The following is a 22,809-nucleotide window of genomic DNA, read 5'->3' as shown; positions in this document are numbered from 1 at the left end:
TGCGGGTACTAATTTGCGGTGCGGTAGGTCACGTCGATATTCATTTTGCCTTTCCATTTCGGGATCGGCTTACCGAGCTCCCAGTGTATTGCATTGATAATCAGTCGCTGGAAAGGTTCGAGTTTAAAATCGTCTGGATGCCCAAGGGTTGTCATGAAAATTTTGGCCCCAAATGAATTGGTACCTGTCCACGCAACCGGATTTTCAATCGCTTCTTTGTCTGCATTCACAGCTTTACCTGTCAAAAGTAATGTAGAACCTTTGGTAGGATAATCCGGCAGGACGCGGTAGAGCCACGATCTGGCGTGGAACGGGCCAGTTACTCCGGTCAATATAGGGTTATTTGCCTGGTCCGGATTTACGGTTACATCCGTGCTGCTTTCGTGTCCATAGTGCGTGTGCTTGGCTGCGCCGCCCCATCCCGGAGGCGAATTCAATGCAAACTCTCCAAATGCATTCCACTTTTCACTTTCGTGTCCTTTTGGAAAATTGAATGCGTGCGTGGTTGTCCGGAAACCCATTAACGGTTTCCCGGATTTCAAGTAAGCATCAATATGAGCAAGCTGATCCTTTGGTAACTGTCTCCATCTGAGATAGAAAATGGCAAGATCCGCATCCTTTAATGCTTCCAGCCCCGGGATATTTTTTTCATCATTAGGACCGTCTTTTGCTTTCAGGAAAATGGTTTTCATCCCGTAATTTTTTTCCAGCTCTGCTGCTACGATCGGCAGGGTTTCTTCTCCGCTATATTCATGATCGCCAGTAACGAACACAACTACCGGCTTCTTTTTCTGCGCCTGAGCGACGCTGTTTGAGAAGATATTTATTGATAATGCACAGATCAGAAGCCATATTAGGCGGCAGGTACGCAATTTATTCATGTCAGGCTATTAAGAGTTTAGAATTATAAATCCAAAATAACGGAATACTACCCGGGTTGCGGCACACCTTTCAGTAATTTTAAGATTGTCCCAACTCCGCAGCCTCCCTACATCAGACTCGCAAATCCAATTTTTCCGTTACTTAGTGATAATATTGATTAGAAATACGCATGCAAGTTATTGCTGGTTGAAAGCAAAAAACAGGATAGTGCCTCAGCGTATTTCGAGTTCCGACAGTAATTGAGAAAGTTCGGAAGTAGTGATCGTATGTTCATACCCCTTGTCGCGAAGCCCTTCGATCAGCACTTTATCGCCGGTCCATAGTTTGCAATCGAGGTAATTGGTGAGGGCAACAAACGGCGTATCGTTGATATCTATATCCATTAAAAGTGTCTCAGCCCTCAGCATTTCTACCGGCGGAATGAGTTGCTCATTTATGAATATAATGTTTGCGGTAACGAGTTTTTGTAGTTCGGCTAACTCGTAAGGTTCCAGTTTAGTAAGCTTTAATAGCTTTCCCTGATGCTTTGATATTTCAGCTTCCAGAAAATTGCAGGTAAAAAATTCGAAATGCTTCTTCGAATTAATCAAAATATGGCCAATCCGGCTTGAAGAGTTTAATATTCCGCTGAAAACAATATTAGTGTCTACGACGATCCTCATTTGCTGTGCTGGCTGCCGTGCTCTTTCCACCAGCTTGCATTGATACTGCTCGCCATGTCGTCAACTTCCTCTTGGTCTACCCGGAATTTGGAAGTAAGTTCTTTATAGCGCGCGAAATGAACGAACTCCTGAAGATCTTCAATGTCAACAGTAGCCGGCAGCCTGATTATTACTTCTTTGTCAGTTCTTTCAATTACCATGATGAATCTGTTTTAATCAAATTTAACAAAATAACTCAAAAGAACCGCAGCCCCAATGTCAGTGACGCTCTGGATAAATCTACGTGATCATCTTTCGATAAATGCAGGATTGTTGTGTGAAGAGGGGTTTCTTTTTTCATTCGGTAAATCGCTCCCATCATGGCGCTGCCGGTCAGGTTTAATGCGAGGCGATTACCCAGCCTGCGCTCGATGCCAACACTCAGCCCCCACCCCATCGTATTTCCGGAAAATGTGAGCTGCTCCGCATTTGCTATCGCCTTGTTCCGATAAGGCTGGTAACCCAGCATAAAGGAACTGATCACGGAAGTTTTTAAGCTTTTCAAAACACTTCTGTAACTCACCGCGCCGCTTAAATGCTGGATCAGTACACTTTCCGTCAGGCCGTCTTCCGAAGTAGCCTTACTCTGATACCGATCAAAAACCAACCCGAAACCGATCTGCTTCCAATAAAAGTAGGAGGCATTTGCGCCAAAAGAAATACCCGATTTCAGATCATCAATGTATTTTTCCTCTGCCGAAGTTGGGATTATTCCCGACCTGAAAAGTCGTTTCGCCAACCCGCCATTCAACCCGAATTGCCACGTGGGCACATAATGCTTTTCAGCGTCCTTTTCCTTGACCGTCACCGTATCTTCAACCCTATCTTTTTTCCACTCCGCACCCGCCCGATTTTGCGCATAAGTATGCAAAACAGGCAGCGTAAGGGTCAAAATCAGCAGGATCAGTGCTTTGGTCATCGTTGAGCGCATCAGGAATTGTGTTGCCAAAACTATCCAATTTTAGGTCAATATCGATTACCAGGTAGCATAATAAATACAAAAGCGGCAAGGGAAGTTGGATCCCCTGCCGCTTTTTAAGCATATTAAAAAATGAGTTAAATACTGAGTTGCTGCGTGTCAGAAGTTGGCAACTTTACCGGTATCCCACCACAACCGCGTTGCAATATCATCTTTTGCGCCCGTGCCCATTTTGGTTACCGCATCTGCAACGGCAGCTGTATTGCCATTTCTTTCTGCATTCACAAAAGGCATTCTTTTGATCCATTCATTCGCCGGAATAACACCCCAATCTCCATTGCTGTCATTTTTGGCGACATGTGGGATTTTCGGATAACCGGTTCTCCTGAAATCCACCCACGCTTCCATCGTATTGGTGAAAGTATTGATGTATTTCTGGGTAATGATCTTTTCCAGTTTCAATTCATTCGAATCTGCATTGTTCCAGGCCACGGTAATGGTGGAAGAGGCAGTGAAGTTGTTACGGGCATCGATCGGATCAACGTAATTGATCGGCTTGCTCGTTGCGTCCGCGAGGTAAGCATCTACGCCGCCTGCACCCCAGTCAGCGAATGACAATCTCACACCATTTTCATAATTGGCTTTCGGATCGCCTGCACCTGCCCAGCCCCTGAGTCCAGCCTCCGCTTTCAGAAAAGCAACTTCGGCCGCCGTAAAATTCCTTCTGGTTTGGACAGTCTGAAAGCTTTCAGCCACTTTCGAGAAAGGTACGTGATCTGCTTTCGCCTTGATAAAAGCACCATTGCGGATCCCTTTGTAGGGCACAGTTGGATGATCTTTATACAACGCAGCGTTCGCCGCAGACATAGGTGCATAGAATTGCGAGATCCGGCCATCTTTTAAACCCACCAGGAAAGATTCCATCGGCGCACCCATGCGGGTATCATCCCATTCATAAGAAATCTGAGCCACGGGAATTTTTGCACCGTTCAGGGAATTAATAAAATTGTCAGCATTGGTCGTGATCAAGCCGGCAGGATCAGCCATAGCCTTTTCACCCTCGGTTTTCGCCAGCGCAGGATCTACTTTTGAAAGGCGCATTGCCAATCTCAAACGAAGCGAGTTAACCACTTTCTGCCACCGCGGAATACTGCCTGCGTAAGCTGTCGGGTCAAATTTCCTGAACCCGGTGTACTCTTTATTTGCTGCAAGATCAACCTGGATAGAATCGAGCTGCTTGAAAAACATCGGGTAAAGCTCAGACTCTTTATCGTACAAAATAGAATTGGCGGTAGTACCATATTGAGAATAAATGACCGGCCCGTGCGCAGCCGTCAATTTGGACATTGCAGCAATACGGATCAATTTAGCCCATGTAGCAAACAGCGGCAGGTTATTGTCAGCCGCTAGCTGGATCACCTGTTTTGCTGGGGACATTACACTACCATATACCCGGTCCCAATAGGTGTTCCAGCGAATGTAGTAAGTGGTATTGTTTACATTACCAACAAAATCCGTAGGTGTTCCCATGAATCCCATCCAGTTGTCGGCCCAAAGATCTTCTTCGATCTGGTGACCGTTCAGATTGAAGATCATGTTGGAAAACGGTGAACCTACCAGGTTGAAATCCTGCTTCAGCAACTCGTCTGAGATCTGGTTCGGGTTTTTATTTATCTCTTCAAAATTGTCTGTACACGCCGCGAACGCGATCAGTGATACCAGGGCAATGAATATTTTTTTCATATCAATGATTTTAGAGTTTTTAGAATGTAACCTTTAGGTTCAAGCCGTAAGACCTTGTTGCGGGCAAACCGAACACGTCGGTAGACTGCATCGCATTGTTGGTAGTCATCGCCTGTTCCGGATCGAAAGGTGCTTTTTTGTAGAAGAAGAACAAGTTCCTGCCTACGAATGAGATAGAAGCATCTCTAAATACAGGGTTTGCAGCTTTGCTTTTCAGGTTGTAGCCTATTACAAATTGTCCCAGTCTGACATTAGTTCTTGAAAACACATAAGGTTCCATGATCTTGTTTCTGTCACCGATCGCAGAGTAGTACGTGTACGGAGCAATGGAAGTAACCGCTGCACCCTCAGGTGTAACTGCATTAATGGCCATTGTTCCCGCATCTCTCGCCTCGGCAGATTTTTCACTTACACCGTAAGAATCAAGGAATGCCTCAGTTTTGGAGAATGCGACACCGCCAAATTTACCATTTACGAGAACGCTTGCGAAAAAGTTGCGATAGCTCACATTGTTGGTCCATCCCAAAAGAAGCTTAGGGTTTACATTACCCACCAGTTCCTGCTTGGCAGCTTTGGTAGGAACGCCATTTTTGTCCAGAATGATCGCTCCTGCATCGTTTCTTGCAAACTTAAAAATGTATACATCATTGAAAGAACCACCCGCTTTGATGATCGACGCAAAACCTTCATCGTCGCCGCCCACTTGATAATTAGGGTTTGAAGTGATCAGTTCTACGATCTTGTTTTTGTTTTGAGAAGCATTTACTGTCGTGTTCCAGCTAAAATTGTCGGTACGAAAAGGCTCAGCATTCAGTGTAAACTCAAATCCATGGTTTTCGATCCTTCCTGCATTCACAAAATAGGTCGTATATCCTGAGCCCGACGGAGCTGCAAGCGAAAGGAACTGATTGGTACTCGCGCCATTGTAATAAGTAAAATCAGCACCTAACCTGTTTTTGAAAAATTTCATTTCAAGACCATATTCATTCGCTACGATTTTTTCAGGCTTCAGGTTGGTAAACGGAACCTGCGTAGGTCTGTTGATACCACCAATACCCGTTGGTCCGCCCGCTCCGCCGATGGTGCTCAATGGAAGCACCCTGTTATATGGTACCTCGTTGGCAGTTTGCGAGAACGAAGCCCTTACTTTCAGCAATGAAATCGCCTGAGGCAGATCAATCATCTGACTGATTACTGCTGATCCACCGATCGATGGGTAAAAGTAAGATTGGTTTCCGGTAAGAGCCAGCGTAGAAGCCCAGTCATTACGTCCGGCCAGATCCAGAAAGAGGAAATCCTTGAACCCAAGTGACAAGTTAGCAAATGCGCCTTGTTTAACGGTTTTGCTATAATCCGGGTGATTATTGAAAATCACGTTATAAGGCATGTTCGCAAATGTGAATACGTTCGGATATTGAAGCGATACGGTACCGTTTGCAACGCTCAGTCCATCGAAATACGTATTTTTCTGGAAGCTGAGACCAGCCAATGCATTCACACTGAAATCTCCAAAATTAGTATTGTAGCTCAGGATACCATCTGTGTAAATTGCCTGATCTGTGTATTTGTTATAAGCCCATGTACCGTTCGGGCTCACGCTCACCGAGTTACCACCCGCCGCGTAACGCTTATCGTCCAGTACATTATTATAATCGATATTACCCCTTACCTCGAATTTCAGGTTTTCCAGAATGTCGTACGACAGCTTCATATTGGCGATGATCCTTCTGTACGTTTGCAGCTTCGGGTTTTTGTTCAATTCCCAGTAAGGATTGTTCTGCTTCTCTTCGGTCGAATACCAGTTCATTTTATCCATATTCCGTTCTTCGTTAAATACGGAGTACCCATTTTTGAAGCTATTGAAGTCACGATCTCTGGCAAACAGGTACAGTCCCGTCAGCGGGTTGTTGTAGTAACCTGCACCCGGACGGTTTTTGGATGTTTCCGCAGATAAAATCACCCCTGAACTGATCGTGATCTTGTCTTTCAGCAGCCTGGTGCTTTGTCTGAACGAGAAGTTGTTCTTATTGTAGGTGTTTGTTGGCATTACACCTTTGGACGAAATATTAGCGTAAGAAAAATAAACGTTCGTCTTCGCATTCCCTCCGGTGATTGATACCGAGTTGGTAAATGTAGCCCCGGTCTGGAAGAAATCTTTGATATAATCTTTCTGGTAACTGTCTGATTTAACCTCAGGAGTTCCTACCGGAGTCCAGCTGTAATCTCCACCCACTGTACCATAACGATACTGGAAATCAGGAAGACCGGATACTTGCTCCAAAACTGCGCTGGAATTGAAATCCACAGACAATTTTCCTTCCTGTCCCTTTTTGGTTGTAATCAAAATAACACCATTTGCTCCCTGGCTACCATAAAGAATAGCCGCATTCGCTCCCCTCAAAATGCTGATACTCTCGATATCCGCAGGGTTGATAGCAGAAAGTCCGTCTCCTCCATCTGTTCCGCCGTAAGAACCCGGCTGCCCGCCTTTGTTATTCACCATAGGAATACCATCAATTACATAAAGGGCCTCACTGGAACCCTGTAACGATTTATTTCCCCGAAGAACAGCGCGCGTAGAACCGCCTGCTCCTGAGCTACTTACCTTGATATCAATACCCGCTGCCTTACCGTTAAGGGCATCAACAAAGTTGGTATTGGCAGCCTGGCGCAATTCGGTACCGCCTATTTGCTGGGTTGCATAAGTCAGTGCTTTTTTATCGCGCTGGATACCAAGTGCTGTTACCACTACTTCTTCAAGCACAGCAGAGGATGTTTCGAGAACCACATCCAATGTACTTTGCGCCCCAACTGTAACTTCTTTGCTATTGAAACCGATCGACGAAAACACCAGAATCGTCCCGTCGTTCGGAACGTCGAGCGTGTATTTACCCTCGGCATCGGTGATTGTACCTGTTTCGCTTCCTTTGATCAACACAGTAGTCCCCGGCACAGCCTCGCCTTTGCTGTCGGTTACTCTACCTGTAACAGGTTTTACATTCAGGCGTGGTTTAACGGTTACTTTCAGATTGTTCCCCAGCGACATGGGTGCAGCAAACGATGCGCCCACGGAGGCTGAAAGAAGGACCATTTGGTAAAAAGTAAGTTTCATCCACATGGGACACTTTACTTCTTGCTTTCTTTTCATAATGATTGTTGTTAAATGTTAAGAAAAATTTGTCATGGAGGCTCCATACATCCGGAAGGATGATCGAAGCGTTGAAAGCCTTAAAGTGGTTAGCTATAAAGCACTTATTCTGTTAGGGGACGTAGAGTATTAAATCATAGGCAAGCGGTACTTTGGCAAATTAGAGGTTAAACAATCGATTAAATAAGATCTTCACCTGCAATGCGCAGCGCAATATTTTAAAATATTTTAATTTCTTCCTCTACCGAATTCTTGGACGGACTATCATTCGGCGTAAGTGAATTTTGCTCTGTTTAACCTTCGTAGTGAGCTACCCGTGCTGGGATACTGGAAGGTTGTGTAATATTCTTGTTGAGAGAATCCGGGTTTATTATCAAGTATACCGACCTTATAGAATATTCGGCATTCTTTAATTCGGTGAAATTTAAATGTATTTCACAACACTAACAATTTATTTCGAAAAATTTAATTGCACTAAACTAATATTCCGGCTGAAATGCAATTTCAGGTATCAAAACCTGAACTTTTCCATTGCCGTAAAATATTATTTGTCGAAGAAACATTTATAAGTACGGAATATTGTAACTGCGTGCTCGAAGACGCTGCTCCATAATCTATGGTTTGTATAGATTATGTGATAATAAGGCAATGTTAATACAAACTCCACCTAAAACAGCATAGATTAAGCTGTCGGATTAATGCGGTGATTACCAGAACTAGTATTAAAAGAAGATAAAGCTAAGAGACAGAATCGCTGCCTACTCGTATTTGCGCCAGCCACCAAGGATGCTACCGGTAATACCATAAACGATAGCACTTACACCGCCGTCGATCAATGATAATAGCAGAGGTTTGAAAGAAAACATATCCTTCACGACGGTTTCCAGCAAGACGAAGACTACCCCAAAGAGCAGCCCGATCAGAAGACCGGCGAATGACGATTTAACGGGGATTTTAGTAAAAACCCAGGCGATCGTATACGCCGTGAAAGAAGAAGAAACGATACTTGCAAGATAGGGAGCCGGGCTTGTAGCTGCTTTGATCTGCTCCGGTGTGAATCCGTTCAACGCTATCCAGGTATCAGAAAATGCGCCATACCATAAAGCCGGAATCACTTGCCCTATCACTACGCACACCAGCACGGCCCAAAGATTGACAGATTGTTTTCTCATAATATTGAGTGTGTTTTTCAGCCATCGAAAGGAACTCCCGAGCCCAAATATAAAAGGATTACCTATTAGTTGTGCTTTTTATTTAGAGGATATAACAAAATCTATATTCCGCCTCAAACCATCAAATTTGGCCCTTTTTATAGGCGACCGTTTGAAAATTTCTTTGAACACTTCCTCCGTAATTTCCAGCCAATCGCTCATTTGATAGCCTGCCACCGTTTCCGGTAAGTTGAATTCGGGTGTGGTATGCGGCTTCGAAAACCGGTTCCAGGGACACACATCCTGGCAGATATCACAGCCAAAAATCCAGTTGTCGAACTTCCCGCGCACATCCTCCGGTATTGCCTCTTTCAGTTCGATCGTGTAGTAGCTGATGCACTTACTACCGTCTACCACGAACGGTTCCGTGATCGCATCGGTCGGGCAGGCATCGATGCAGCGGGTGCAGGTTCCGCAATAATCCTGGACCGGACCGTCGGGTGCCAGTTCGAGGTCGCAAATGATTTCCCCTATAAAGAAGAAACTGCCCATGTCGCGGTTCAGCAGGTTCGAATGCTTGCCCACCCAGCCCAGTCCGCTTTTTGCAGCCCATACCTTGTCCATCACCGGCGCCGAATCGGTAAACACGCGTCCATTTACTTCGCCCACCTCTTCGCTGATCGCAAGCATTAATGCGGCCAGCTTCTCTTTCAATACAATATGGTAATCTGTCCCGTAAGCGTATTTGGAAATTTTGAGGTCTTCGTCTCCTTCGGGCAGGCGTTTTTCAGGATAATAATTGAGGAGTACGGAAATAACGCTTTTAGCACCTTCCACCAGTTTGGTCGGATCAAGCCGCTTGTCAAAATGGTTGGCCATATAGCCCATCGCGCCATTCTGCCCTTTTTTCAGCCAATTTTCCAGCCTCGGCGCTTCGTCTCTCAGAAATTCGGCTTTGGAGATCCCGCAGAAGTCGAAACCTACTTCCGTCGCCTTCCTCTTCACGAACTCACTCCTTTCCTGGCTTACTAAATCTGCGGTCGTCATCTTGCAAATTTACAAATTGATTGTAAAATGCCATCTTGTCAGTAATTTAGCTCTGGCAAAATAATTTACTCTTAATGGGGCATTGCATAAGTCACGTTAATGCTAAGAATTATGGCTGAAAACAAAGAATTTAATATAGATCAAGACAAAAATTACGAAATGAACGAGGAAAATGCGCCATTAGAAACTGACAACACGGCAACAGGTGAAAACAATGAAATTTCCAATTCCGTCCCGCTGGACAATGCAGGACAGGAAATAACAGGTGAAGTACCTTCCGAAATTGCTGACACCGATCCGTTGGCAGCTGCTAAAACCGAGATCGCCGAGTTGAAGGATAAATACATTCGCCTTTACGCCGATTTTGAAAATTTCCGTAGAAGAACTGCAAAGGAAAAACTGGAAATGATCTCCGGCGCAGGCGCAGACACGGTGAAGCTGATCCTCCCGATAGTGGATGATTTTGAAAGAGCAAAGGTTTCATTCGATTCTTCAACGGATGTGGAAGCATTGAAAGAAGGTGTTGATCTGATCTACAATAAGTTATTCAAAGCGCTGGAATCCAAAGGATTAAAACCAATGGAATCTAAGGGTGCAACCTTTGATGCTGAAATTCACGAGTCGATCGCACAGTTCCCTGCTCCATCTGAGGACTTGAAAGGCAAGGTAATCGACGAAATTGAAAAAGGATACTATTTAAATGATAAGGTGATCCGCTACGCGAAAGTGATCGTGGGCGCCTGATACAAGATTGCACAGCCGCTTTACATGATACATTACAAGAAATAATGGCAAAGAAAAGAGATTATTACGAGGTACTGGGCGTAGACCGGAAGGCAGCGGCAGAGGACATTAAGAAAGCTTACCGAAAGCTTGCAATCAAGTTTCACCCGGATAAAAATCCGGAGGACCCTACCGCGGAGGATAAATTTAAGGAAGCAGCGGAGGCTTACAGCATTCTCAGCGACGAAAATAAACGTGCACGCTATGATCAGTTTGGTCACGCGGGCGTGGGTGGAGCGAGTGGAGGCGGCGCAGGCGGATTCAGCGGCGGCGGTTTCACGATGGACGATATCTTCTCTCAATTCGGAGATATATTTGGTGACAGCAGTCCGTTTGGGGACATATTCGGTCGCCAGGGCGGAGGCGGCGGTCGCCGGGTTCGTAAAGGTTCGGATCTGCGGATCAAGCTGAAACTGAACCTGGAAGAAGTTGCCAATGGTGTTGAGAAGAAAATTAAAGTAAAACGTCACGTAACCTGCAATACCTGCGGTGGAAATGGCGCGAAACACGGTACTTCCCTTACGAACTGTAACAGCTGTAACGGTACCGGACAGGTTCGTAAAGTGGTTAGCACGATGCTGGGCCAGATGGTTTCGACGAGCACTTGCCCGACCTGTAACGGCGACGGGAAGATTATCAGCGAACGGTGCGACTCCTGTGCAGGCGAAGGCAGATTGTTGCAGGACGATCTGATCACCCTGAATATCCCGGGTGGCGTGGCAGAAGGAATGCAGCTATCGATGTCGGGCAAAGGTAATGTACCTACGCGTGGCGGAATGGCAGGCGACCTGCTGATCGTGATCGAAGAAGAAGAGGATCCATTATTGAAACGTGATGGAAACAACGTCATTTTCGACATGCACCTCAGCTTTATCGACGCAGCGCTGGGTACTTCTGTTGAGATACCGACGATCGACGGAAAAGCGCGTATTACCGTTGAATCGGGCACGCAGGCTGGGAAAATCCTTCGTTTGAAAGGTAAGGGCGTTAAAGACCTCAACGGTTACGGAAAAGGCGACCAGCTGGTTCATATTAATGTGTGGACACCGCAGCAATTGTCTTCTGACGAGCGTGAAACTTTGGAAGCATTGCGTCACTCACCAAACTTCCAGCCTAAGCCGGGCAAGAATGAAAAAGGCTTTTTTGACAAAATGAAAGACTTTTTTCATTGATATCATACAAAAAATACTAAGCCGCCTCTGAACCTGAGGCGGCTTTTTTTGTTTCCAGATTCATAAAGCAGTTATTAACGCTTCGTTGACAATCATTACGTTTTTTAAATAAATGAAAAATTCACTCCTTTCACTTTTGCTTACTGCCAGCCCGATTATCATGCAGGCGCAATCCGCCGAGCTTACTTTCGCTACCTACAATGTGAGTATGGAAGCCGAAAATTACTTTCCAAGAGGTACAAAAGGACTTTCCGAGCAGGTTTTGGTAAAAGAACTTGCGTCAGGGACTAATCAGCAGATCAGGAATATCGCGAAGATTATCAAGACTGTGAGACCGGATGTAATTCTGCTGAACGAATTTGACTATATCCAGGACGGCAATGCAGGCGCAGGCGCATTTATCAGGAATTACCTAAAAAGCGATTCCGAAGGTGTAAAAGGAATCGACTATCCCTATTATTACTATTCAACCGTCAATACCGGCCAGCCGAGTCCGTTCGATCTGGACAGGAACGGGAAGGCTGAGCAATATGGTGCCGATGCGTGGGGCTTTGGGAATTATCCCGGACAATACGGAATGGTGTTACTTTCGCGCTTTCCAATTGACACTGCGAACGTCAGAACTTTCCAACATTTTAAATGGAAAGATATGCCCGGCGCGCTGAAAACGACGAATGCCGATGGTTCCGACTGGTATACTCCCGAAGCCTGGGCGCTTTTCCCGCTTTCTTCCAAATCGCATTGGGATATCCCAGTACAAGTTGGAGAAAAGACGGTCCATTTCCTGGCCAGCCACCCTACCCCGCCTTCCTTCGACGGCGAGGAAGATCGGAACGGGAAGCGGAACCACGATGAGATACGTTTCTGGAAAGATTACATCAGCGACGGCGCTTATATTTATGATGATAAGGGTAAAAAAGGCGGGCTGGCTGCCGATGCTGCATTCGTAATTCTAGGCGATCAGAATGCTTCTCCCGACGAAGGCAATGCGATTGGTGAGGGAATTCGTGCTTTATTAGCACATCCGAAAGTCAACAATGAAATGCCGCCAGCAAGCAGCGGCGGGGCGCAGCATAGCAGTTCCAGTATATTTGCTAAAAACCACACAGCATTCTGGCGCATGCGTGCCGACTATGTACTTCCTTCCAAAAAAGGCTTTAAGGTTATTAAGAGCGGCGTTTTCTGGCCCGCAGTGGGGGAACCGTTGGCTGAGCTGGTAGAAAAAAGAGAATCCAGCTCGGATCACCGTTTGGTTTGGGTGAAAGTCGAGCTGGATTAGCCCTTCGACTGCGCTCAGGGTGACAGGTCTTGGGTTGCGCGGTCGGACAGGTCTTCGGCTGCGCTCAGACTGACAGTGTGGTAGGTGATCTTCGGCTGCGCTCAGACTGACAGTGTGGTAGGTGATCTTTGGCTGCGCTCAGACAGACTTAGGCAAGTCGCCCTGTCACACTGAGCGAAGCCGAAGTGCTACTGCCCGCCGCCGTACATATTGAATGCGGCCAGGTGTTTCTGGAATATCGTTTCGTATTTTTTAGCAGCGACTTCCTGTTTCGCTTCGCGGCATTCCTGCACGATGATTTGCAGGATGTACAGGTAAACATTGCTGTCGCGGCGCTTGGTGGTACCGTTTTCTTTGGCCCACGTCAACACTTCGTCGGCGCGAAGTGCCATCGTATCCGCGATTTTCAATGCACGTGCAGCTTCACCTAGATCAAATAACGGTCCGATAAAGTTGGCTGAGAACTGATCATAAGGAATGCTCTTGTCCGGCATGGTCGCCAATGATTTGTCGATCGCTTTCTTAGCTTCATCTTTGCGACCATCAGCCAAAAGCTGACCAGCTAATCTTAAAAACGCAATTCTTGCGGTTGCTACCGGCGAACCCAGATATGTATTATCGTAATACGTGTTCGGGTTATCTAGCTCACGCCACGACATTTTCGTCATCAGATTATTGTACATCACATCTGCATTCACGTAACCGTCGGTTGCACCCGGCACTTTTACGGGCAGTAAACGGTAGGCGTAACCTTCCAGCTGCATGTATTCTTTCAGGTTCAGATAACTCGATCCACCCAAAGTAGAAGAGAAGTAAATCGGACGCTGCCAGTCGTTGGTTGCGATGATATCCAGCATAATCAGATCAGATTTATACAAATCACCTTTACCGATCGTCCAGCTGATAGAGTCACTTACAAACGGTATCAGGTCAGATTTGATGATATTCATTTTCTTCACCGCTTCCGCATTCACAGGAAGGAATAATACAGACGAAGGCAGGATCGAAGTCATATCCCCGCTGGTCAACGGAACCTGGATCGCTTTGTTTTCCTGTTTCACCAACCCAAGATATTCTTTCAGGTTAATGCCATTTTTTACGCTCGGAATTTCATAGAAAGGCACGATATCATTTTTACCGAAAGCATAATTGTTTTTATCCAAAGAAATAGGCAGCGCCTCCGACAGATACGTTTTGCGCTTCATCTGGTCAATATACCAGTCGGTACCGAGTAAGCTCAGGTTACAAACCCGCACGTCGGTACGGAAACCTTCCACTTCCTGAACATACCATAAAGGGAAAGTATCGTTATCCCCGCCCGTAAATAGGATCGCATTCGGTGCGCAGGAATTAAGGAGATTTTTGGCAAAATCAACAGAATGGTAACGGTGGCTGCGGTTGTGGTTATCCCAACCTTTTACGCCCATAATCACGGGCACCACCAGCGCAACACCAGTCGCAATCGCGGCTCTTGAAGATGCATTTGAAACAAACTTGCTGATCGCATCGGCAATAGCCAATACGCCAAATCCGATCCAGATACAGAAAATATAGAACGAACCCACGTAAATATAATCACGCTCACGCGGCTCAGTCGGCGGGGAATTGAGGTACACTACAAGTGCCACGCCAGTCAGTACAAATAACAGTCCCAATACAAGCAGGTCACGTTTTTGCCTGAAATACATCATCACCACGCCAAAAAGACCGAGCAGAAACGGCAGCATGAAGAAGTTATCGTGTGCCTTATTGTTCGCGATCGGCTCCGGATATTTCTTACCGGCATCCCACGGAAGCATATTGCCCGCGCCTTCCTCGTCACTTTCCCGGCCTACGAAATTCCAGAGGAAATAGCGCCAGTACATGTGCCCGATCTGGTAGGAAAACATGAAAGAGAGGTTATGCCCCATCGTCGGTTTTTGGCCTTCGGCCAGGCCGGTCATTTGCTGGTATAGCTGCGGGTGGCCGGGCTGGGTGCTGTACATACGCGGCAGGAGCATGCTGCTGCCTGGTTCGTATTCGTATTCAGGTCGGTAATCGTAGATAACGTACTTTCCGTCCTGCTTCCGGTACATAGGTGCACCGCGTTTCTGGCTTACCGGCCGGGAAACGAAAGAAGGTCCGAAAAGCAAAGGCCGGCTTCCATACTGTTCCCTTTTCAGGTAAGAAACGAAGCTCAGTACGTCATTCGGATTGTTTTCATTAATAGGCGGATTGTATTCTGCACGAACCAGTACCATCAGATAACTGGCATAGCCGATCAATACAAAAGCAAGTGAAAGCAAGCCGGTATTCAGCAACACATTTCCTTTCTGGTGCGAATAGCGGATCCCCCAGATCAGGGCGCCGATAAAGATAATGATGAAGAATATCACACCCGATTTATAGGGCATTCCAAGTGAGTTGACAAAGAAAATCTCAAATTTACCCGCAATACTCGGTAAGCCGGGAATGATACCAGAGTTGATAATACCCAGGATAACCAATCCGCCTGCAAATGCCATAATACCGCCAAAAACGCTTGTTTTAGGGTATTTCTTGAAATAATAAACCAGTGCAAGCGCCGGGATCGTAACCAGGTTCAGCAAATGGACACCGATTGAAAGTCCTACCAAGTATGCGATCAGGATCAGCCAGCGGTTTTCAGCAGCAGGATCTTCCACACGCTCCCATTTGAATACGGCCCAGATTACGATAGCCGTAAAAAACGACGACATTCCGTACACTTCCGCTTCAACCGCAGAGAACCAGAACGAGTCAGACCAGGTATAAGCCAGCGCGCCGATCAAACCGGCACCGATCACCAGGATCGTATCGGCATTGGTCATTTCAATTTCAGTTTTCGCAACAAACTTGCGGGCAAGCAGCGTAATGGTCCAGAACAGGAAAAGGATGGTGAATGCACTGCTCAGTACAGATACCATATTGACCCAATAAGCTACATTGGTAAGATCACCAAATGCGAAAAGTGAGAACAGCCTGCCTATTAAAAGGAAAAATGGTGCTCCCGGAGGATGGGGCACCTGTAATTTAAATGCACAGGCAATGAACTCGCCGCAGTCCCAAAAACTGGCGGTTCGTTCAACTGTAAGTGCGTATGTGATGAATGCTATTGCGAATACAATCCAACCCGCAAGGTTGTTGGAACGGTTAAAACGGGTCATCTGAAAGACGGTAAATTTGAAAAGGTTATATGCAAAATATGCAAAGATGGTAACTCTTTTGGAGCAGTTTTATCAATGATCGGCCAAAATTAGCAAATTTACTACAAGGTCAAGATTTTCCGTCTCTTAAAAAGTGTTAAGAACTATTTGTAAAAAATCCACTTGGCGAGCTCTTTGTAGGTCACCTTTTTTCCGTACATCAGGATACCAACCCGGTAAATACGCGCCGCAAGCCAGGTGGTGCCCATAAAACCGATCACGAGTAAAACCATCGACAAGGCGATCTCCCAGGCGGGCACCCCGAATGGTATCCGTACCATCATGATGATCGGTGATGTAAACGGGATAATGGATGTCCAGAAGGCGAGGCTGCCGTCGGGATCGCGGAGTACAAACTGGGCGAATACGAATGAGAATATGATCGGCAGCGTAATAGGAAGCATAAATTGCTGGGTATCCGCGTCATTATCCACGGCCGCCCCCACCGCGCCAAACAATGCACTGTACAATAAATAGCCTCCCAGATAGTAAAAAAGGAAACAGCCCAGGATCAGCGGGATATTCAGGCTGTTAACCGCACCAAGGATCTCAGCCATCGGATTTTCAACCGCATTTCCCGGCATTCCCCTTCCCGGCATTCCGTTCTGCATTTTCTCGATTTCCTGCTGTACCTGAGGCGATTCCTTTGACATTTGACTGCTCACGATCGCCGAAGTGGCGCTGGTCAATCCAACCGTTAATATGATCCAGAGTAAAAATTGGGTCAGTCCCACCAGGGCGACACCGATGATTTTACCCAGCATTAATTGAAAAGGTTTTACGGAAGAAATGATCACCTCGACAATGCGGCTCGTTTTTTCTTCGGTAATCCCGCGCATTACCTGTGTTCCATAGATGAAAACCGACATATAGATCAGAAACGCACAAACGCCGCCGATCGCGGTAGCCGCGGCCGAGCTGCTGTTTTTCTCCCCTTCCTCACTCAGACTGATCGTCTCGGAGCTTACATTAACCCGCGAATCTTCGAGAATCTTGTGCGTAATCCCAGCTTCTGAAAGCTTAATATCTTCAATCTGCTTCTCAATCACCTTTTCGATCTCCGATTTCAAGTCGAGACTTACGTTTTTAGAAGCGTATATCCGCACCGTTTTAGGTTCCCTGATCACGTTTTTGGGAATGTATACCAATGCACTCGCTTCCGTTTTCCTGAAATCCGTTTTGGCAGAATCTATATTGCCATTGATAAAATCGAAATGGAGCGTTTCAGAATCCTTGAATTCATTGCGGAACAGCCCGCTCTCGTCGAGTACCTGTACTGTTTTGGTATCCACCGAACCGATCGCAACCCAGATCACCGTGGCGTAAAAGCCTACAAACAGCAAAGGGCCGAGCAGGGTCATGATCAGAAACGACTTTTTCTTGACCCTAACCAGGTATTCTCTTTTAATAACAAGGAAAATATTTCGCATTGTGAAGGTTTTAGATGATAAAGCGACGGTCAGGCCTCGGGTATTTCGTTGACGGAACGCATGAAGATTTCGCTCATACTCGGGATATTTTCTCCGAAAGACCGGATCTCGACATAAGGTAACAAGCTGGCCAGCAGTTCGTTCGGACTCCTGTTTTCTTCCAGGTGAATGGTAGCGCGCCGGTATTCGTTTTCCAGCTCTTTTTCAGCAGAAACTTCGTAAAAACCATTCTGACCGGTAAGTGAACCGCGGTATTCTACAAAATAGGTATGTGTCTTGAATTGCTCCTTGATCACGTTTTTCGGTCCGTCAAGCACTTTTTTCGACTTATGTATCAATGCAATATGATCACAAAGTTCCTCCACGGTTTCCATTCTGTGGGTGGAAAAAATGATCGTACTGCCTTTTTGTTTCAGTTCTAAAATCTCGTCGCGGATCAGGTTCGCATTAATAGGGTCGAAACCAGAGAAAGGCTCGTCGAGAATGATCAGATCGGGCTCGTGCAACACGGTTGAAACGAACTGCACCTTTTGCTGCATTCCTTTGGAGAGATCGGAAACGCTTTTATCCCACCAGGTTTTAATATCGAATTTAACAAACCAGACTTTCAGCTTTTCAAGTGCCTCTTTTTGGGATAACCCTTTTAGCTGTGCCAGGTACAGCAGCTGGTCCCCAACTTTCATTTTTTTATAAAGTCCTCGTTCCTCTGGCAGGTAGCCGATCCTGGAAATATGACTGTCGTTCAACCTTTGTCCGTCAAATAATATCTCGCCTTTATCCGGACCTGTGATTTGGTTGATAATACGGATCAGCGAAGTTTTGCCGGCACCATTTGGCCCGAGAAGACCAAAAATCTGTCCTCTGGGAATAGAAATGCTCACGTCGTCGAGGGCAATATGGTTGGAATATTCCTTGGTGACATTCCTGACTTCAATAATATTCATAAGTTGAGAAATCCGTGATTAGGCCCCAAATATGCAAAGTAGAGGGGTATGATTAAAGTTACAAGTAAGAAAGCGCATTTTGACTGATTAGTGGCAAAATAAAAAAGCGGGCGGAAAACCGCTCGCTCGATGAAATGTACCTCCGGATATTGTCAGTATATGTATTTCTCCCTGATTTGAAATAAAACCCAAAACCCAAGTACCGCGCCGATCAACGCACCTAGGATACTGAGCTGGATCAGGTTACTCACTATTCCTATTAATAATGCATAATAAAGCAGGTTCCAGCCCGCGCGCTTCCTCGCCCGCAGCGGAGAAAACGACATCAGATACATGATCAGGGTAACTATCCCTAAGGCAATACTAAGGTAAAAGTTGAAACCAATGCCGGGAGCCACCGCGCCCATTCCAAGCGCCGCGCCGCTTACACCAAAAGCGACAAGCAGGCCGAAAACCGCGATGACGGATAGAACAAGAATGAAATAAGGACCGTACTGTACCAGAAACTCTTTAACGGATTCTGAGAAAGGGGGAAATTTGACAAGGAAGATAGGTTCCAGTTCTTTTTCCAGGGGTAGTTTTGATTCCATAGGGTAATATCTGAAATGGTTATTTAAACAACAGTGATTAAAACTAATCATATTATTCCCAAACCAACCGCCACATTCTGCAACCTACCGCTATTGTTTACTTAGCGGCGTAAAACCGTGATAAAGTACCGGAAACCGCTAATCAGTCTTCGGGATAAGGAACAAATACGAAACCGGAAAACTCGCCGATCAATGCAAAAAGGCAGCAGTATTCGTCGGGGTTTTTGAAGTTTTCGGTAAATAATGGCACCGACTCCTCCCCGATCAGTTTCCTGTCTACAAACTCCTGCATAAAGGAAGCGCGGTACGAAAAAACGTTCGATAGCTCCTGCGAATCGATCAGTAATGCGCCGAGTTCCACTTCATTATTGGTAACTGCAAAAATCGGATGTTCGGAAAACCCGCGTTTGCGGATCTGGTAAGAAGCCTCTTTAAGTTGATCGGCCACTTTAATGAAATCCTGAGATATATTTCCCATCAACTTCCGATTCAATTCCGGAGAATTGGCATCATCCATCAGGGAGTTTTCGTTACTGTTGTTGATCATTTTTTGATTAGCTGTTGGCCTTTAGCTGTTAGCTATCAGCCTTTATATTGTACATTAAATTCTATTCGCTTAGTATTCCCCAAAAGCTAATAGCTAATAGCTAACAGCCGACAGCTAATAGCTAACAGCCAATAACTAACTACATCCTCGCTGCCAGCAGTAATGTCAGATCCTTGTACCTCATATTGAAGCTTCTGGCAATGTGGGAATTGGTCAGGGTGCCTTTGTGACAATACACTCCTTTCATAAACCATCGGTTGGCATAAATCATTTCCTCAATCCCGCCTATTGTGCCGGTTTGGAGTAAAAATGGAAGAAAAACGTTGCTTAATGCATTGCTCGCTGTATGTGCCACGCGAGACGGGATATTCGGGACGCAATAGTGGATCACGTCGTTATAGCGGAAAATCGGGTTTTTGTGTGTGGTCATTCTGGAAGTTTCAAAAGATCCACCCTGGTCAATGCTCACGTCGATAATCACCGAGCCCGGCTTCATTTTCGACACCATTTCCTTGGTTACCACGAGCGGACTAAGTCCATTTTCGGCACGCATTGTGCCTATCACGACATCTGCCCTGGCAATCGCTTCAGCCAGAATATCCGAGTCAATAATCGAAGTGTAAAGATTTTGCCCGATCGCATATTTCAGTCTCTGGAGCCTGTATATATGTTTGTCAAAAACCTTGATATCTGCCCCGACACTGATCGCAGCGCGCGTCGCATATTCGGAAACGGTACCTGCGCCCAGGATCACAATCTTGGTCGGCGGCACGCCGGTAATACCACCCAGGATAATGCCTCTCCCGCCATTTGGAGTAGATAAATACTCCGCGGCGATCAGCAGAACAGTACTTCCTGCAATCTCGCCCATTGCACGGATAATAGGCTTGCCGCCCACTTTATCCTCAATAAGCTCGTAGCCTATTCCGGTTATTTTAAGTTCATTCAGTTTTTCAAAATATTTCTTTTCAAGAACCGGCAGATTCAAAACTGATATTAATGTAGTACCCGATTTTACATACCGGAATTCATCTTCTACCAAAGGCTCCACTTTGAGGATAACCTTCGCCTGGTACACTTCCTCGGGCGTTTGGACGATCTTGGCACCCGCTTCGCTGTATTCATGATCCGACAAATTAGCCCCTTTGCCCGCGTCCCGTTCCACCCACACTTCATGCCCGTTCCTGACCAGGATACCCACTGCATCAGGCGTCAGCGCAATCCTGTTTTCCTGTAAAGAAACTTCCTTCGGCAAGCCGATATGCAATGAATTCTGATCCTTTTTAACAGCCATTAACGATTCCTGGGGATACAAAATCGACTGTTTGGCTAGCTCTTCAAAGCCGGTAATCTGTGGTTGCGCCATTGAATGAAGAAAGTGAATCTATATATAACCTTCTATGCCTTTGATACTTCTAATATTCTGGTGCCGCTTTCTTCTGCACGCAGGTTGAGATGCAGATATTTGGCCGGCCAGAGCGACTCGATTTTTCCCGGCCACTCCACGAAGCAATAGGATCCGGAATCGAAATACTCTTCCACGCCCATATCCAGCGCTTCGGTTTCGTCTTTGATACGGTAAAAATCAAAATGATAAATGGTGTTTTTCCCCGCCGCATATTCATTTACAAGTGAAAAAGTCGGGCTCTGCACGTGGGAAGTGACGCTCAGGTACCGGCAAAGTGCTTTGATCAAAGTGGTCTTCCCTGCGCCCATATGTCCGTCAAACAGCCAGACAGGAATATCCCTGCCCAATTTCATCAACTCGGAAGATACTTGGTCCAGCTCGTCGAGGGTACTGAATTGGATCGTGACAGGCAGATTGCTCATTTTACAAAAATACACATTTTGAAAGAACCGGGGCACATTCGGAAATGTGTTGTTGTGTTAAAACAAAAAAACCGGAGCCCCAAGGAGTCTCCGGTTTTTGAATATCTAGGGTGCAGCTACACTTTCCACTCTTTCTGCATAGGTCTCCCTAAAAGCTGATCCGCCTCTTTATCTTTTATAAAATTTTCTTTGGCAGTATCCCATTTCAGCGACCGGCCCAGCTTGTACGCGATGTTCCCGATATTGCAGACCGACGCAGTCCGATGCCCCACTTCCACGTCGCAGATCGGCGGCTTGCGGCTGCGAATTGCATTGATAAAATCCTGATAGTGACTGGCACTCACATACACATTGGAATCACCCTCTGCAAAAGTCTTGTCTTTCAGCGTTTCCGGCGTAGTTTTCAGCTCTCCTCTCGCCACAAACACTTCCCCATCCGTTCCTACAAAATGACAATGCTGCTTTCCTTCCATCGGCCGGTGGATCATTTCGGCGCCATTTGCATATTTAAATATCATTCCCTTCTGAGGGTCTGAGTAAATGAGCTCGACCGGTCCGCTATTGTCCATGTCTAATCCCCACTGCGCGATATCAAACATGTGCGCGCCCCAGTCGGTCATACCGCCGCCGCCGAATTCTTCATAATTCCGCCACGCTGGCCAAAATTTCGCATCCATTGCAGGCGCAAGCTGGTTATTATACGGGCGCTCGATGGTATTCGGCCCCATCCACATTTTCCAGTCAAGACCAGCCGGCACAGTTTCCGGTTGCAAATCCCAGACTTTTGGCGGCCCGCCTACATTAATATATACTTTCTCGATTTTGCCGATCGCCCCGCTTCTCACGAGCTGAACCGCCATCGTAAATTCCGGCGCAGACCGCTGCATACTGCCGGTTTGGAACACGCGCTTGTTCTTTCGGGTCGCGTCCACCATTGCCCTGCCCTCTCTGACGGTCAGCGAAAGTGGTTTTTCACAATAAATATCCTTACCCGCTTTTGCCGCCATTACTGACATGGGTGCGTGCCAGTGATCGGGCGAAGCGATTACGACAGCGTCAATATCCTTTTTGTTTAATATCTCCCTGAAATCAGCAAAACCCTGGATGGCGTTATAATCCGCTTTCCCGGTTTTCTCTGCATAGCTTTTATTAGCCTGAGCCACAAACGTTTCCAACTTGACCGGGTACACATCCGAAGCCGCCACGACCTGCACATCGGGCAATGCCGTGAAACGGTTTCTCAACCCGCCCGCCTGCCGACCGCATCCGATGAATCCGAAAACGATCTTGTCGCTCGGAGCTGTAAAACCTTTTCCTAAAACGTGCCGCGGCACGATCATGAAAGACGAAATGACCGCGCCCGCCTTTAAGAAATCTCTCCTGTTTAGACTTTCTGCATTCATATTTTTTAGTCGAAATGTCCTGATACCAAGTAAAATA

Annotated in this window: 19 protein-coding genes; 3 read left to right on the top strand and 16 right to left on the bottom strand. The window is 46.3% G+C overall.

Translation table 11 applies throughout. The features are described 5' to 3' along the window. Window positions 1-8 precede the first annotated feature (8 nt). The 8 genes from LZG94_RS02750 to queG all read right to left on the bottom strand — a co-directional run bounded on the left by LZG94_RS02750 (window position 9) and on the right by queG (window position 9,591). Window positions 9-881: a ThuA domain-containing protein gene (locus tag LZG94_RS02750; RefSeq protein WP_233790428.1), complete on the bottom strand. Its 873-nt coding sequence runs from the start codon at window positions 879-881 to the stop codon at window positions 9-11. 213 nt (window positions 882-1,094) lie between these two features. Continuing rightward, on the bottom strand, window positions 1,095-1,544 hold the full coding sequence (locus tag LZG94_RS02745; RefSeq protein WP_233790427.1) for a PIN domain-containing protein: 450 nt from the start codon (window positions 1,542-1,544) through the stop codon (window positions 1,095-1,097). After that, window positions 1,541-1,744 carry a hypothetical protein gene (locus LZG94_RS02740; RefSeq protein ID WP_233790426.1) on the bottom strand — a complete coding sequence of 68 codons (204 nt, stop codon included), beginning with the start codon at window positions 1,742-1,744 and terminating at the stop codon, window positions 1,541-1,543. Before LZG94_RS02740 ends, LZG94_RS02745 begins: the two co-directional genes overlap by 4 nt. Before the next feature lie 35 nt (window positions 1,745-1,779). Beyond that, on the bottom strand, window positions 1,780-2,532 hold the full coding sequence (locus LZG94_RS02735; RefSeq protein ID WP_233790425.1) for a hypothetical protein: 753 nt from the start codon (window positions 2,530-2,532) through the stop codon (window positions 1,780-1,782). A 129-nt stretch (window positions 2,533-2,661) separates the two neighbouring features. Then, window positions 2,662-4,245, bottom strand: a complete 1,584-nt coding sequence (locus tag LZG94_RS02730; RefSeq protein WP_233790424.1) for a SusD/RagB family nutrient-binding outer membrane lipoprotein — start codon at window positions 4,243-4,245, stop codon at window positions 2,662-2,664. 19 nt (window positions 4,246-4,264) lie between these two features. Next, window positions 4,265-7,393: a SusC/RagA family TonB-linked outer membrane protein gene (locus LZG94_RS02725; protein WP_233790423.1), complete on the bottom strand. Its 3,129-nt coding sequence runs from the start codon at window positions 7,391-7,393 to the stop codon at window positions 4,265-4,267. 758 nt (window positions 7,394-8,151) lie between these two features. Then, window positions 8,152-8,565 carry a DUF1761 domain-containing protein gene (locus LZG94_RS02720; RefSeq protein WP_215233656.1) on the bottom strand — a complete coding sequence of 138 codons (414 nt, stop codon included), beginning with the start codon at window positions 8,563-8,565 and terminating at the stop codon, window positions 8,152-8,154. Window positions 8,566-8,643: 78 nt separating this feature from the next. After that, a complete protein-coding gene (queG, locus tag LZG94_RS02715; RefSeq protein WP_233790422.1) occupies window positions 8,644-9,591 on the bottom strand; it encodes a tRNA epoxyqueuosine(34) reductase QueG in 948 nt (315 codons plus the stop codon). Window positions 9,592-9,702: 111 nt separating this feature from the next. On the opposite strand from queG, the gene LZG94_RS02710 reads away from it, so the two are divergent. The 3 genes from LZG94_RS02710 to LZG94_RS02700 all read left to right on the top strand — a co-directional run bounded on the left by LZG94_RS02710 (window position 9,703) and on the right by LZG94_RS02700 (window position 12,825). Then, a complete protein-coding gene (locus LZG94_RS02710; protein ID WP_229254634.1) occupies window positions 9,703-10,335 on the top strand; it encodes a nucleotide exchange factor GrpE in 633 nt (210 codons plus the stop codon). A 44-nt stretch (window positions 10,336-10,379) separates the two neighbouring features. Next, window positions 10,380-11,546 carry a molecular chaperone DnaJ gene (gene dnaJ, locus LZG94_RS02705; RefSeq protein WP_215233658.1) on the top strand — a complete coding sequence of 389 codons (1,167 nt, stop codon included), beginning with the start codon at window positions 10,380-10,382 and terminating at the stop codon, window positions 11,544-11,546. A gap of 112 nt (window positions 11,547-11,658) precedes the next feature. Next, window positions 11,659-12,825: an endonuclease/exonuclease/phosphatase family protein gene (locus tag LZG94_RS02700; RefSeq protein ID WP_233790421.1), complete on the top strand. Its 1,167-nt coding sequence runs from the start codon at window positions 11,659-11,661 to the stop codon at window positions 12,823-12,825. Between the two features lie 188 nt (window positions 12,826-13,013). Here the strand turns inward: LZG94_RS02700 and LZG94_RS02695 are convergent, their stop codons facing one another. The 8 genes from LZG94_RS02695 to LZG94_RS02660 form a co-directional block, all read right to left on the bottom strand. Continuing rightward, on the bottom strand, window positions 13,014-15,989 hold the full coding sequence (locus LZG94_RS02695) for a DUF2723 domain-containing protein (protein ID WP_233790420.1): 2,976 nt from the start codon (window positions 15,987-15,989) through the stop codon (window positions 13,014-13,016). A gap of 143 nt (window positions 15,990-16,132) precedes the next feature. Continuing rightward, window positions 16,133-17,458, bottom strand: a complete 1,326-nt coding sequence (locus LZG94_RS02690; RefSeq protein ID WP_215233661.1) for an ABC transporter permease — start codon at window positions 17,456-17,458, stop codon at window positions 16,133-16,135. 29 nt (window positions 17,459-17,487) lie between these two features. Further along, the gene (locus LZG94_RS02685; protein WP_215233662.1) at window positions 17,488-18,402 is read right to left on the bottom strand and encodes an ABC transporter ATP-binding protein; all 915 of its coding nucleotides are present in this window, start codon (window positions 18,400-18,402) and stop codon (window positions 17,488-17,490) included. A 152-nt stretch (window positions 18,403-18,554) separates the two neighbouring features. Beyond that, window positions 18,555-18,992: a hypothetical protein gene (locus LZG94_RS02680; RefSeq protein ID WP_215233663.1), complete on the bottom strand. Its 438-nt coding sequence runs from the start codon at window positions 18,990-18,992 to the stop codon at window positions 18,555-18,557. 142 nt (window positions 18,993-19,134) lie between these two features. Then, entirely contained in the window at window positions 19,135-19,539 is a 405-nt protein-coding gene (locus tag LZG94_RS02675) for a hypothetical protein (RefSeq protein WP_215233664.1), read from the bottom strand. A 139-nt stretch (window positions 19,540-19,678) separates the two neighbouring features. After that, window positions 19,679-20,905, bottom strand: coding sequence for an alanine dehydrogenase (locus tag LZG94_RS02670; RefSeq protein WP_215233665.1), 1,227 nt, complete (start codon window positions 20,903-20,905; stop codon window positions 19,679-19,681). Window positions 20,906-20,937: 32 nt separating this feature from the next. Continuing rightward, window positions 20,938-21,369 carry a tRNA (adenosine(37)-N6)-threonylcarbamoyltransferase complex ATPase subunit type 1 TsaE gene (tsaE, locus tag LZG94_RS02665; protein ID WP_233790419.1) on the bottom strand — a complete coding sequence of 144 codons (432 nt, stop codon included), beginning with the start codon at window positions 21,367-21,369 and terminating at the stop codon, window positions 20,938-20,940. 116 nt (window positions 21,370-21,485) lie between these two features. After that, window positions 21,486-22,772 (bottom strand): Gfo/Idh/MocA family protein, encoded by a 1,287-nt coding sequence (locus LZG94_RS02660; RefSeq protein ID WP_233790418.1) that lies wholly within the window; start codon window positions 22,770-22,772, stop codon window positions 21,486-21,488. Window positions 22,773-22,809: the final 37 nt, after the last annotated feature.

Source organism: Dyadobacter sp. CY343, assembly GCF_021390335.1.
In the GTDB taxonomy this organism is placed as follows: domain Bacteria; phylum Bacteroidota; class Bacteroidia; order Cytophagales; family Spirosomataceae; genus Dyadobacter.
The sequence above is the reverse complement of the archived record's forward strand: the minus strand, read 5'-3'. Positions and strand labels throughout refer to the sequence as shown.